Raw genomic sequence first — 13,554 nt, forward strand, 5'->3', positions numbered from 1 at the left:
GGAGGCTGGGGCTCGCGAGGATCCGCGTGGAACGTCTTCCCTCCTCAAGGCGTGGTGATCAGTGACGTGTCGATCACTCATGGAGGAGACGGTGATGGAAACCACCGGAGCACGGCGGTCCCGCCGGGCGGTCCTGGCCCTCGGAGCGGGGACGGCGCTGGCCGCCGGCCTGGCCTCGACCGGGCGGGCGTACGCGGCCGCCGCCCCTGCCGCCGCCGGCACGGCGGCCGGAGCGGCCGGCGCCCTGTGCGGGGAACTGGCCGGCCTGGAAAGCCGGTACGCCGCCCGGATCGGGCTGTTCGCCCACGACACCGGCACCGGACGGACGCTGGCGTACCGGGCGGACGAGCTGTTCCCGCTCTGCTCGGTCTTCAAGCCGCTGGCCGTGGCGGCCGTGCTGCGGGATCTCGACCGGGACGGCGAGTTCCTGGCCAAGCGGATCCACTACACGGAGCAGGACGTCAAGGACGCCGACTACGCGCCGGTGACCAAGGATCACCTCGCCACCGGCATGACGGTCGAGGAACTGTGCGCCGCCGCCGTCGGCCAGAGCGACAACGCCGCCGCGAACCTGCTGCTCCGCGAGCTGGGCGGCCCGACGGCGGTCACCCGCTTCTGCCGCTCCGTCGGGGACGGGCGGACCAGGCTCGACCGCTGGGAGCCGGAGCTCAACTCGGCCGAGCCGTGGCGCAGCACCGACACCACCAGCCCCCGCGCCATCGCGCGGACGTTCGCGCAGGTGCTCCTCGGTGACGTGCTCGAACCCCGCGACCGGGCCCGGCTGACCGCCTGGATGATCGCCAACACCACCAACACCGACCGGTTCCGGGCCGGCTTCCCGCCGGGCTGGGTCCTCGCCGACAAGACCGGCGGCGGATCGGCCTACGGCGTGTCGAACGACGTGGGCGTCGTCCGGCCGCCGAACCGGAGGCCGATCGTGGTGGCCGTGCACACGACCACCCGGTCGGCCGCGGGCCCCCAGCACAACGAGATGGTCAAGCGCGCCGCCGAGCTGGTCGCCGAGACCCTGAGCTGAGCCCACCGGCTGCGGGACCACGCCCCGGGCCGCCCGGACCCCGTGCCTTCCGGCCATGCGGGGTCCGGGCAGGGCAGCGGGGGAGCGCGAGCAGCGGGACTGCGGGGCTTCTCTGTCTTCCCTTCGGGTCGCGTGCAACGAGTTTCCGTAATGTGTCATCAACTCACGTCGTGCAACGTAGAATTGGGTTCATGGGCACCGTAGTGCGTGAGGCAACCCGGGAGATCGTGGCCGCCGCAGCCCCGCAGGAGCTGCCCGTCATTGACAGTCTTCGGTCGCTGGATGACGCGCAGATCACCCGCGTGCTCCGTCGCCGGAACGGCAAGTCGGACATGCTGGGATTCGGCCTGACCGAGGCTGCTTCCTTCGTGACTCCCGTGGTGTGGTTGGTGGTCAGCGAGGTTGTCAATCGCGGTGCGGGTATGGCGGCTGACAGCTTGATCGGCCGTCTCGGGTCAGGAGCACGTCGCCTCCTGAGACGTTCGCGGACGCAGTCGGAGGCCATACCGCCACTGTCGTCCGAGCAACTGGATTTCGTACACCGCAAAGTGCTGGATCGCGCGGCCGATGCCGGCATCGAGGGGCCGCAGGCCCAAGCACTGGCCGACGCGGTGGTCTCGCGGCTGGCGCGCGAGACCACTCCGTAGACTCCGTGCTTCCCCGGGTCGACCAGGCGATCTTGGGGCGAGGCACCACACGGCGTTTCGTGCTGCTGCTGGGGCTGCTCCTGTCGTCGTGCATCTCCCAGATCAACACCACGGTGTTGACGGTCCAGTCATGGTGCTCGGACACGGGCTGCGCCCACCGTGGCGACGCGGATCACAGTCTGTCCCTCGCCGACCAATGGGATCGCATGGTCCGAGGCGGGCACCTCCAGGACTACTGCTCGGGTGCGGCGTCGGTGGCACTGCACATCGATCTGGCCGGGACGGGAGCTGTCGTGTGTGCGGCGCTGGCACTGTACTGGCTGCTGCCATCGTGGCGGCGTCACCGGCGGTGCCTTGTCCCCGCTGCGGACTTCGAGTTCGAACTTCGGCCGGAGGCGGCTGCTCCCGCTCAGCAGCGACGGCCGCCTATGATCTGGACCGCAGAGGAATGGCGGCTGCGGCATCCCGCCGAAGAGCGTGCGCCGGAATCCGGGCCACGCGAATCACTGACGGAACACCTGTCCCGACTGGTGGTACAGACCGGTCTCCGCCGACCACCCGGCTTTGTCGTGGATGCCGGTGCGTCGTCGGCCGGGGCCGTCGCGTTCGGTCGAGGCGGGAGGCATTCGGTGTGCCTGGACGGCAACCTGGTGATGCGCCGTGACCGGCAGCCAAAGATGTTCGAAGCTGTGGTACTGCATGAACTGGCGCACATTCGCAATGGTGACGTGGACATTGCCTATGTCGTTGTGGCGCTATGGCGGATCTATCTTCCGGTCGTGTTGTTGCCGTGCCAACTGGTCACCTGCTGGGCCCTACTGAAGGGATTGCTATGGGGGACGGAGCGTGGCTGCTCTCCCGAAGCAGAACTGCGCTCGGGCATGGCAGCGCTTTCGCTTTCGCTTGCCGCATTGACCTATCTGGCTCTCGCCGACATCCTCCGACGGCGTGAGCTGGTGGCGGATCTCGACGCCGTCGCGTTCGGCGCCGATCCGGTCATGTGGCGCATGGCGCGCGAGGGCGATATGGCCGGACGCCGTTCCGGCGGTTCGCGATGGTTATGGGCGGCGGGGCGGTGGTTCTGCGGTCTCTGGCGGATCCATCCCACGTGGGATCAAAGGTATAGAACCCTGGTTCGATCGGAAATAGTCGATTCCGGCGGCACCCCGCTGCAGTTCCTGCTGTATGCCGGCGCGGCAGTGATGATTCCGTACGCGCTTGCGCCCGTCTTGCTGGTTGCTCCTGCGTGGCTGGGTCGGGCGATCGCTGCGAATTCAGTCGTCCTGGCAGCGTCGGCGTTTGAGATGATCGTGTGTGCGCGGCAAGTGATCCCCCGGTTCGGCTTGAGGATTCCTGCCAGGGGTGATGGTTGGATTCTCCGCTATACCACGATGTCGATCAGTTGGCGGCTGGGGTTGATCGCGGTCTACCTCGTCGTGCTCGTGGTCGTCGCCCAGTTCGGTTGAGTGGCAGCCGAAGTCCCTCTCCGGTCGATCCGCCCGATCCGCAGCTCGGCGGCCCGACCGATGAGTCCTGGCCCTGGCCGCCACCGGGGCGGGCCCGGCCCGCCCCGGTGGCGGCCGGCCGGGTGGCCGGGGCGCCGATGGGGCGGGCCGGGGGGGTCAGCACTGGGGCCGACGGCCGTGGTTGGCCTTGCTCCGGCTGCGTGCCTTCTTCTTCCGGCGCCGCTTCGACGACATGGCCGCTCCTCTCCCGGTCGGTCGGCACCGGCCCTCGGGGAAGTGGTGCCGCGCGGGCGGCGAGGGCGGTGCTCCGCGGAGGGGCCCGCCGAGGGCGGGTCCCGACCTCCATGGTCCGCCGCCGGGGCCGGGAGCGAAAGGCGAGCAGGCCGTGGGCGCGCGCAGGCCGCCCCAGCCCGGAGCTCCGGTACCCCACCGCGGTACCCGTCCCGGCCGGGGACGCCGGGGCGTGCCGCCCTCAGGCGGGCCGGCGGACCACCCCCAGCAGGAGCGTGACCAGCTCGTCCACCACCTGGTCCATCGAGGCCTCGAACTGGCCGGCCGTCCAGTCGTGCAGCAGCCCGTTGACGGCGCCGATGAACGCCGTGGCCGCGATCCGGTAGTCCCGCTCGGTGGCCTCGCCGCGTTCCGCGGCCGCCCGGGCCTCGGCGAGGATCAGCTCCACCCAGCGGGCGCGCCGGACCAGCCGCTGGCGCTCCAGCTCCGCGCTGACGCCGATGATCTCGACGAAGGCGATCCGCAGCCGGCGCGGGTCGTCCGTCGCCGCCGCGACGTAGGCGCGCAGCACCGCCCTGATCCGCGCCTCGAAGGCGAGGCCCGCGGAGTCGCCGAGGGCGGCCAGGACGGCGTGCTCCGTCCAGTCGTTGACCACCAGGTGCAGCTGGGCGAGGACGTCCTCCAGATTGCGGAACTCCTCGTAGAACTGGCGGGTGGACAGGCCGGCCGCCTCGCAGAGCGCCGTCACCGAGGCGGCCCGGTAGCCCGGCCGGTCGCCGAACTGGTCCAGGGCGGCCCGGAGGAAGCGTTCGCGCCGCTCGGCCCTGCGCTCCTGTGCGGACCGTCCGCCGTACGTGCCCGTCGGCCCACCTGCCACTGCCGCCGCCCTCGATCGCCGCTGATGATCCTTCAATTGTTGCCCACCGACGTCTTGCCAGGGTCGCCAGGTCGTCCCTACCGTCGAGTAACGCAATCTGACAAACCTCCTTTTCAGACTCTGCGCGTTCTCGCGAAGGAGCGGCGATGACAGCCCCCGCACACCCCGCCCCGCCCCGTCCGCCTCGCCCGCGCCGGATCTCCCGGCGGACCCGGGCCCTCGGCGGCCTCGCAGCCGCCCTGGGCTTGGCCCTCACCGCCTCGGCCGCCGCGCCCGCCGCAGCGTCCGCCTCCGCGCCCGCCTCCGCGCCCGCCGCGGGCCCGGGGCTGCGGGAGGTGATGTTCGTCGGCAACAACTGGGACGGTACGGCGGACGTCATCCGCTCCACCGGCGACCTCGCCCGGGTCGGGCGTATCGACGTGATCCCGGACAAGGACCAGCGGCTCGCCGAGATCTACCTCAACCCCGTCAAGCTCGCCTACTTCCTGGGCATCCGGCTCGGCCCGGGGGAGGGCCACGACCAGTTCGTCGACGACATGTACTCCACGCCGGACGGCACCGCCGTGGTCGTCTCCCGGCCGAGCTTCGCCGACGTGGTCTCCATCGACCTCGCCACCGGGCGGATCAACTGGCGCTTCCCGGTCTCCGGCTACCGCTCCGACCACATGGCGCTCTCCCCGGACGGCACCCGGGTGGCGGTCTCCGCCTCCACCTCCGACACCGTCCACGTGCTGGACGTCCGCACCGGTGCGCAGCTCGGCTCCTTCAAGACCGGGGACAAGCCGCACGAGAACCTGTTCACGGACGGCGGCCGGCGGATCTGGAACATGTCGATCGGCGAGGTGAACACCGCCCTCGACGCGCCCTGGCTCGACTGGACGAAGGGCGACCGCCGGATCACCGTGGTGGATGCGGACACCTTCGCCCAGACCAGGGTGATCGACATGCGCGAACGGCTCGACGCCTTCGGCCGCTCGGATCTCTCCGACGCGATCCGCCCGGCCGCCTTCACCCCCGACGAGTCGAAGCTCTACTTCCAGGTGTCGTTCTTCAACGGCTTCGTGGAGTACGACGTGGCCGGTGACCGGATCACCCGGATCAAGACCCTGCCCAAGAATCCGGCGACCAGCGAGGACCGCACCACCTGGGTCAACGACTCGCGGCACCACGGCCTCTCGATGAGCCCCGCCGGCGACAAGCTGTGCGTCGCCGGGACGATGGACGACTACGCGACGGTCGTCGACCGCGCCACCTTGCAGGAGGGGCCGCTGGTGCCCGCCTCGAAGCCGTACTGGGCCACCGTGAGCGGCGACGGCAAGTCCTGCGTCATCTCGGAGAGCGGCGCCGACCGGGTCACCGCGATCGACTTCGCGACCGGGCTCAGGACGGCGTCCGTGCCGGTCGGCGACCACCCGCAACGCGTCCGCCTCGGCCACGTCGCGGCCGGCTGGACCGGCCCGTCGGGCGGCTGACGGCGGGAGCGGACGCGGGTGGCGGCCGCGGCCGGGCGCGCCGCCGGTGATCGGTAGAATCGCCGGTCATGACGGACCCCCAGGACGACGACCCGCTCCGATGCGGCGGCGGCCGGCCGCCCGCACCGCCCGTCGGGTCCGGCCCGGGCCACGGCACCGGTCGCGGTACGAGGGTCGGGCTGATCTGGGCGCAGACCCTCGACGGCGTGATCGGTGCCGACGGCGACATGCCGTGGCGGCTGCCCGAGGACCTGGAGCACTTCCGGACCACCACGGTCGGCCACCCGGTGGTCATGGGCCGCCGGACCTGGGACGCGCTCCCGCCGCGGTTCCGCCCGCTGCCCGGCCGGCGCAACATCGTGGTGACCCGCGATCCGCGGTGGACGGCGGCCGGCGCCGAACGGGCCGGCTCCGTCGGCGAGGCCCTGGAGCTGGCCGCCGGGTCCGCGGCGTCGGCCGCTGCGCAGGTGTGGGTGATCGGCGGCGGGCAGATCTACCGCGCCGCCCTGGAGCACGCCGTGACGCTGTCGGTGACCGAGATCGACCTGTCGGTGGCAGGGGACACCTACGCCCCCACCTTGGGCCCGGAGTGGAGCGTGGTCGAGGAGCAGGGCTGGCGCTCCTCGACCACCGGGCTGCGCTACCGGATCCTCCGGTACGAACGCCGCCGGTAGCCCGGTGCGCGGCCGCTCAGGACGGGCCGTAGACGATCACGAAGTCGTCGTGGACGTACCGGCCGGGCCGGCCGTCCGCCTTCTCCAGGGCGTCGCGGACGGCCTGGAGCCGGTCGACCCCGAGCTGCAGCGGCGGCTCGTCCGGCTGGTAGGTGTACCGGATCGGGTAGTCGACGCCCGGCTCGCTGCTCATCTCGATGTGACAGCCGAGCACGTGGCTCACCGGGTGCGCGGCCGCGAAGGCGATCAGCCGGTCGATCGTGGCGGTGTAGGCGTCCCAGTCGGACACGTACAGCCGGCCCGGGTAGACGGTGTCACCGGTGAGCAGGAAGCCGGTGAACGGGTCGTAGTAGGAGATCGCCGCCTCGTGGTGGCCGGGACCGGGCAGGCAGGTCAGCACCCGGCCACCGAGGTCCAGCGGGGCAGGCCGGTCGAGATCGTCGTCCAGGCCCAGGAAGGCCCGGACGGTGGCGAGCTCCGCGCCCACCACCACGGTGTCGGGGCGGTCGGCGAACTGCGCGTCCCCCGCGACGTGGTCCCCGTGCCCGTGGCTGTGCAGGACGACCAGCTGGTAGCCGGGGCGCGGGTGGCGGTCGAGCCAGTCCGCCACCAGCTCGTCGACGACGCGGCGGAGCGGGAACAGTTCGGGGGACGCGGTCGCGCCGGTGTCCAGCAGCACGGCGCGGTCGTTGCCGAAGAGCAGGAACAGGAACGGCGCCTCGTAGTTCACCGCCATGTTCTGCCGCAGGATCACGGTGTGCTCGTCGTAGCGGTGGACCTGCAGCTCCGGGTCCGTGTTGTGCTTGGCGGACTCGGAGCCGTGGATCCACCGGACGTCGAGCGAGCGGCCCGCCAGGTGCGCGGACACGTCCGTGAAGTCGATCGGGCGCGGGTCGGGGGTCATGCCGCCTCCTGGTTCCGGTCAGCGCGTCGACGTCCCGTCTGCCCCCCGGCGGACGGGCGCGGCACCCTTGCGGGAGCCACCGGGTGCGAACCTACCAGGCGCCTGTGACAGCGCCCGTCGCGGGATGTTCGAGGCCTCACGACCCCCGTGCCCTGCGCCTCGGGCCCTGAGCCCGTGGTGTCACTGAGCCCCGCTGCCACCCCGCCCCGCTGCTACCGCGCCCTGCTGCCACCGCGCCCCGTGCCGCCCGCGGTCCCGAGTGCTTCGGGGGTGCGGGTGGCACGGGGCGCGCGGCTCGCGCAGGTGTCAGTCGACCAGGTTGACCGGGCGGTGGGCGTGGTAGCCGTCACCGGACTTCAGGCCGTAGTTGTGCGTGGCGCGCCGGGTGCCGACCTTGCCGGCCTGCTCGTAGGACCAGTAGGAGGCGTGCTTGCCGTCCGCCCAGCCGTCGAAGATGACGACGTGCCGGTGGTTCGGGTCGTTGCTGTTGGCCTTGATGACCAGGTCGCCCTGGCGCAGGTCCTGCATCGCGATCGGCTTGGTCCAGCCGTCGTTCTTCAGCGACACCGTGTTCGGGCCGGACTTGGGGAGCTTGAGGGCCATCGAGGCGTAGCCGGAGCAGTCCTGGCGGTAGCCGTCCTTCCAGGTCTTCTTCTGGCTGTACGGCACGGCCCTGCCCGCGTTGTCCGTCAGCCAGACCTTCGCCCGCCGGATCTCCTCGGCCCGGGTGATCCTGGGGGCCGCGGCCCGCTCGGTCTCCGAGCCGGCGTCGAGGGCCTCACCGCCCTCGTCCTCGGTGTCGAGGACCGGATCGGCGACCTCGGAGACCGCGGCGGGGGACGGGGCGCCGGCCGGCAGCGCGACGGCCGGTCCGGTGAGGACGAGCGAGCCGAGCACGGCGGCGGCGAGGGCGGCGGCGGTCGAACGGCGGATGTGCTTCATGGTGGTGCCTCCTGCGGCGGTGGTGCGGGAACGGGGTGGAGGTGGAGTCCGGAAGGGGCGTCAGCCCTGGTGGGCCAGGCGGCGCAGCGCCGCCCGGTCGGCGTGGAAGACACTGGCGTCGACCGTGCCGGGCGTGCCCGGCACCGACGCGCGGTCGCTGTACTGCCAGAAGTCCCAACCCTTGGCGCCGGGCAGCGGCTCGGGCGGGGTGGTGCCGTAGCGGGCGAGCCAGAGCGGGTAGCCGCTCAGCTCCTCGGTCCCGCCGAGGCACTCGTCGACGAAGTTCTTGCGGGTGTAGACGATCGGCGTGGCGCCGGTGGCCTGCTGCACCCGCTGGAGGAAGGCCTTCACCTGGTCGAGCCGGAGCCGGTGACCGTCGCTCCGGCACTGTTCGAGGTCCACCACCGGCGGCAGCTCGCCCGGCCGGGTGCCGGAGAAGCCCTCGCGGTGCAGAACGTCGAGGAAGTGGTCGGCCTGGGCGGTGCCGTCCTGGTCGGCGGTGAAGTAGTGGTAGCCGGTGCGGACCAGGTCCACCGAACGGGCGCCGGCGAGGTCCCGGCCGAACCAGCCGTCGGTGAAGGCGGTGCCCTGGGTGGCCTTGAGCATGACGAAGGACTGGCCACTGCGGGCGATCGCGGGCCAGTCGAAGGCCTGGTCCTCCTTCGGGCCGTGGTCGCCGTGGTAGCTGTCGATGCCGCGCACCGCGTAGGCGTCCGGACCGGTGCCCGCGGCGCCGGCCGGCGAGGCCGGCCCGAGGGCGGCCGCGCCGAGGGCGGACGCGGCGACGGCGGACGCCGCGACGGCGGCGACGGCGGCCGCCCGGACGGCCCGGTGGACCGTGCTGCGGAAGCGGAGCTTCACGTCGGGTTCTCCTCTGCTGTGGTTCCGGGGGTGGTGACAGAACGGTGGTGAGCGGTGGTGACGGAGCGGCGGTGACGGAGCGGCGGTGACGGAGCTGCGGTGACGGAGCGGTGGTGTGGGAGCAACGGTGACGGAGCGTTCGGTCCGGTGCGGTGCCGGCCGGCTGTTCCGCTGCCCGGTGAGAGCTTCGCCCAGCGGCGGCCCGGCCTGCACCCGTTGCCTGTTGTCGAGCGGACGGGACATCTCGACAACCCCTCTGACCTGCCGTCATCACTCATGAGAGGGGAATGCCCGACCTCGCGTGACCCGCTCGGAGCCCAGTCGTTGACGGGTCGGGAGCGAGTCGAGCGGGGGCCGAGGGTGAGCACGGAGAGCGACACGGGGCAGCCGGGCGGGGCCGGGTTCGGAACGGTCCTGCGCACGCTGCGCCGCGAGGCCGGACTCTCGCAGGCCGACCTCGCCGGCCGGGTGCACTACGACAAGAGCCACATCAGCAAGGTGGAGACCGGCGACAAGCCGGCCACCGCCGAGTTCGCCCGCGCCTGCGACCGGGCCCTGCGCGCCGGCGGCTCCCTGGTCGCGCTGGCGACGCGCGGCCACTGCCCCTACCCGGGGCTCGCGTCCTTCCGCGCGGAGGACGAGCGCTGGTTCCACGGCCGCGAACGCGCCCGCGCCGCGCTGCTGGGCCTGCTCGCCGAGCGCCACGCCGACCGCGGCGGTCCCGTCCTGGTGGTCGGTCCGTCCGGCGCCGGGAAGTCCTCGCTGCTGCGGGCCGGCCTGGTGCCCGCTCTGCGCCGCGGCGGCCTGGCGGGCCTCGGCCCCGCCTCCGCCGCCGTCCTCACCCCGACCGGCCGCCCGCTCGACCGGCTCGCCGAACTCGCCGACGGCCCGGACGCCGTGTGGATCGTCGACCAGGCCGAGGAGCTCTTCACCCTCTGCGCGGATCCCGAGCAGCGGCGGGCGTTCCTGGACGCGCTCTGCCGCGAGGCCGGCCCCGGGGGCCGCCGACTGGTGGTGCTGGGTCTCCGCGCCGACCTGTACGGCCACTGCCTGGCGCACGACGGCCTGCTGAAGGCCGTCCGGCGCGGCCAGCTGGCCCTCGGGCCCATGAACGCCGCCGAGCTGGCCGAGGCGATCACCGGGCCGGCCCGCACCGCCCGGCTGGAGCTCGAACCCGGACTGCTGGAACTCATGGTCACCGACCTCGGCCTGGAGGGCGCCGGAACCACCGGCACCGCCGGCGCCTACGACCCCGGCGCCCTGCCGCTGCTCGCCCACACCCTGCGCGCGGTCTGGCAGCAGCGCGCCGGACGCTCCCTCACCCTGGCCGGCTACCGGGCCATCGGCGGGCTGCACGGCTCGGTCGCCGCGACGGCCGAGCGCGCCTGGGCCCGCTTGGAGGACGACGCGGCGCGGGCCACCGCCCGCCGGGTGCTGCTCCGGCTGGTCCACCTCGGCCCGGACGGCCGGGCCTCGCGCCGCCGGGCCGACCGCGCCGCCCTGGCGGGCAGGCCCGTCTCCGATCCCGGTGCGCCGCCCGGTCTCGACGCCTCCGCCCCCGGCCCCGGCGCCCCTGGCCCCGCTCCGGAGGACCGCGTGCTCGACCAGGTGCTCGCCTCCTTCGCCGACGACCGCCTGCTCACCGTCGACGCGACCGGCGTGACGCTCTCCCACGAAGCGCTGCTGCGAGCCTGGCCTCGCCTGCGCGACTGGGTCGACGAGGGGCGGGCCGGTCTGCGCCTGCACCAGCAGCTCACCCAGGACGCCGAGCACTGGGCCGAGGCCGGCCGGGAGGAGGCGCTGCTCTACCGGGGCAGCCGGCTGGAGCTGGCGTGCGAACGGGCGGCCGAGCCCGCCGGCGAGGAGCTGCTCACGCCCGTCGAGCGGGAGTTCCTGACGGCCGGTGCGGCCCGTGCCGAGCTGGAACAGCGGGCCGAGCGGCGCCGCGTGCGGACGCTGCGCCAGCTGGTCGCGGGGCTCGCCCTGTTGCTGGTGGCGGCACTGCTCGCGGGCGGCTTCGCCTGGCAGCAGTGGGACCGTGCGACCGGCGCCAACCGCACCAACCTCGCCCGCGCGCTGCTCTCCGGCGCCGAACGCAACGCCGGGCGGGACCCGTATGCGGCGATGCTGGAGTCGGTCGAGGCCCGCAGGGTCACCCTGTCCGGCGGCACCGGCCTGCGGCGCCCGGCCGAGGATGCGGTGCTGAGCACCCAGTCCCAACAGCTGACCGGGCGGATCCCCGGCTTCACCCTGGGCGTCAACGGACTGGCGATCAGCCCCGACGGGCGGCTGGTGGCCACCGGCGACTCCCAGGGGCAGGTGGCGCTCTGGGACGCGCACACCACGGCCCGGGTGGCCGAGCTGCAGGGCCACGACGTGAGAGCCCCGGTGCAGGACGTCAGGTTCAGTCCCGACGGATCGCTGCTGGCCGCGACGGTCACCAGGAAGGAGGGCCTGCGCATCCTGCTCTGGCGGGTCGCCGACCGGCAGCGGTTGCCGTCCCCGGTGATGCCGCAGAGCCTCCCGACCGGCACCTCGGCGGCGAAGCGGCTGGCCTTCAGCCGGGACGGCGCCCTGCTCGCGGCCGCCAGCAGCGACGCCGCCCCGCCCGGACGCGGGTGCGTCTGGGTGTGGCGCACGGACGCGGGCGCCGCGCCCCCGGTGCGGACGCTGACCGGTCACACGGGGGTGGTCCAGGGCGTCGCCTTCGGGCCCGGCCACCTGCTCGCCTCCGCATCCACCGACGGCGACGTGCTGGTCCGGGACCTGGGGGAGGTGGGCGGCGTCCGGGACGCCGATCCGTCCCGCGCCCCGGAGGGAGGGGCGACGACGGTGTTCGCCGGGCGGGCCCCGGCGCCGAAGTCGGTGGCCTTCGCCGCCGACGGGCGACTGCTGGCGGTCGGCGGCGACCGCGGGCACATCCGGCTCTGGCGGCCTCCGGCGGACGGCGGCCCGGTGCCGGGCGCCGCGCCGGTCCCGGGCACCACGGCGCCGCCCGGCCCGGCGTCGTCCGCTCCGGCGTCGTCCGCCCCGCAGGCGGGCGCTTCGGGCGCGGACGGGGACGAGCCGCAGACCTCCCCGCCGATCCACCGGCTGACCGGGCCCGTGGCCGACCACCCCGCCGAGTGGCCGTCCACCGACCTGCCGCCGGCCCACCAGGGCCCCGTCAACGCCCTGGCCCTCACCCCGGACGGAACCACCCTGCTCTCGGCCGGCGCCGACCAGACCACCCGCGTCTGGGACCTGCCCACCGGCCGGGTCGCGGTCGAACTGCGCGGCCACCCGACCTTCGTCCTCAACGTCGCCGTCGCCGGTGACAACCGGACCGTCGTCACCTCGGCGGGCATCAGCTCCCCGCCCGGCAGCGTCCTGCTCTGGGACCTCCACCGCGGCACCGACCTCGCGCCGGGCCCCGACCGACCCGCCGTCACGGCCGTCGCCTCGGCCGGCGACCGCGCGGCGGTCGGCACCGCCGACGGACGGATCGCCCTCTGGGACGTCGGCGGCCCCGTGCCGCGCCCGGTCGCGGTCGCCCCGCCCGACGGGCGGCGTGTCACCGCCCTGGCGTTCGACCGCCGCGGCCGCACCCTGGCGACCGCCCACGAGGGCGGCGCCGTCCGGTTCCTCCGCGTCGTGGACGGCACTCCGGTGGCCGCCGTCGACGTGGGCGGGTCCCCGACCGCACTGGCGCTCAGCCCCGACGGCACCGTGCTGGCGGTGGGCACGGCCGACGGCCGGCTGTTCACCGGAGCGCCGGACGGCACGCCGCTGCACGCCCGCCCGCTCGACCCGTGCGGTCCGGTGTACGCGGCGGTGTTCCTCGGCGACGGCGCGGACCTGGCCTTCGCCTGCGACTCGCAGTACGTCCACCTGCTCGCGGCCGCCGACCCGGACGCGCGCCCGCGGAAGAGCGACATCCACCACGCCGACCACCTGCGCCACCTCGCGGTCAGCCCGGACGGCCGCCTCCTGGCGACGGCCGGCAACGACCGCCTGGTCGTGGTCTGGGACGTCCGCACCGGCCGACCGCTGGGCGCCGATCCGAACCGCGCCGCGGAGCCGGAGGCAGCGGCGCGCACCGTGGGCTCCGACACCGTCCACGCCCTCGCCTTCGCCCCGGACGGTCGCACCCTCGCCGACGTCGGCCACCAGGGCGCGCTGCGGCTTTGGGATCTCGACTCCCCGGCCCCGGCGGCCACCCTCACCGGTCCGGGCCTGCCGCTCAACGGACTCGCCTTCCTCCCCGACGGCCGCGTCCTGACGGGGGGTGACAGCGGCGCCGCCCCCGTCTGGAGCCTCGACCCGGCCACGGCCGCCGCCGAGGCCTGCTCCGTCGTCCGCCCGCCCCTGCCGCACCGCGACTGGCTCCGCCTCGCCGCCGGCGCCCCCTACCGCCCCACCTGCCCCTGACCCGCCGGGGCGGGACACCGCTGAGCGGCGATCC

The 13,554-nt window shown here is 74.0% G+C and carries 10 protein-coding genes; 6 read left to right on the plus strand and 4 right to left on the minus strand.

The window, feature by feature from the left end; translation table 11 throughout:
• The first annotated feature begins 94 nt into the window (after positions 1-94).
• From bla to MCM47_RS06730, 3 genes are all read left to right on the plus strand, one after another.
• On the plus strand, positions 95-1,036 hold the full coding sequence (gene bla, locus MCM47_RS06720; RefSeq protein ID WP_238859455.1) for a class A beta-lactamase: 942 nt from the start codon (positions 95-97) through the stop codon (positions 1,034-1,036).
• A 191-nt stretch (positions 1,037-1,227) separates the two neighbouring features.
• Positions 1,228-1,683, plus strand: coding sequence for a hypothetical protein (locus tag MCM47_RS06725; protein ID WP_238859457.1), 456 nt, complete (start codon positions 1,228-1,230; stop codon positions 1,681-1,683).
• Positions 1,684-1,742: 59 nt separating this feature from the next.
• Positions 1,743-3,149, plus strand: coding sequence for a M48 family metalloprotease (locus MCM47_RS06730; RefSeq protein ID WP_238859459.1), 1,407 nt, complete (start codon positions 1,743-1,745; stop codon positions 3,147-3,149).
• 472 nt (positions 3,150-3,621) lie between these two features.
• Here the strand turns inward: MCM47_RS06730 and MCM47_RS06735 are convergent, their stop codons facing one another.
• On the minus strand, positions 3,622-4,257 hold the full coding sequence (locus MCM47_RS06735) for a TetR/AcrR family transcriptional regulator (RefSeq protein WP_238859461.1): 636 nt from the start codon (positions 4,255-4,257) through the stop codon (positions 3,622-3,624).
• Between the two features lie 146 nt (positions 4,258-4,403).
• Here MCM47_RS06735 and MCM47_RS06740 point away from each other — a divergent pair, with 146 nt between their 5' ends.
• Positions 4,404-5,729, plus strand: coding sequence for a YncE family protein (locus MCM47_RS06740; RefSeq protein WP_238859463.1), 1,326 nt, complete (start codon positions 4,404-4,406; stop codon positions 5,727-5,729).
• A 68-nt stretch (positions 5,730-5,797) separates the two neighbouring features.
• Positions 5,798-6,403, plus strand: coding sequence for a dihydrofolate reductase (locus tag MCM47_RS06745; protein WP_305067943.1), 606 nt, complete (start codon positions 5,798-5,800; stop codon positions 6,401-6,403).
• A 16-nt stretch (positions 6,404-6,419) separates the two neighbouring features.
• On the opposite strand, the gene MCM47_RS06750 is transcribed toward MCM47_RS06745, so the two are convergent.
• The 3 genes from MCM47_RS06750 to MCM47_RS06760 form a co-directional block, all read right to left on the minus strand.
• Positions 6,420-7,307, minus strand: coding sequence for an MBL fold metallo-hydrolase (locus MCM47_RS06750; RefSeq protein ID WP_238859464.1), 888 nt, complete (start codon positions 7,305-7,307; stop codon positions 6,420-6,422).
• Positions 7,308-7,613: 306 nt separating this feature from the next.
• On the minus strand, positions 7,614-8,249 hold the full coding sequence (locus MCM47_RS06755; protein WP_238859465.1) for a C40 family peptidase: 636 nt from the start codon (positions 8,247-8,249) through the stop codon (positions 7,614-7,616).
• A gap of 60 nt (positions 8,250-8,309) precedes the next feature.
• Positions 8,310-9,110, minus strand: coding sequence for a glycoside hydrolase family 25 protein (locus MCM47_RS06760; protein WP_238859466.1), 801 nt, complete (start codon positions 9,108-9,110; stop codon positions 8,310-8,312).
• A 360-nt stretch (positions 9,111-9,470) separates the two neighbouring features.
• On the opposite strand from MCM47_RS06760, the gene MCM47_RS06765 reads away from it, so the two are divergent.
• Complete coding sequence (locus tag MCM47_RS06765; RefSeq protein WP_238859467.1) at positions 9,471-13,520, plus strand: helix-turn-helix domain-containing protein; 4,050 nt, start codon at positions 9,471-9,473, stop codon at positions 13,518-13,520.
• Positions 13,521-13,554 lie beyond the last annotated feature (34 nt).

The organism is Kitasatospora sp. A2-31, from assembly GCF_022288725.1.
Taxonomy (GTDB): Bacteria; Actinomycetota; Actinomycetes; order Streptomycetales; family Streptomycetaceae; genus Kitasatospora.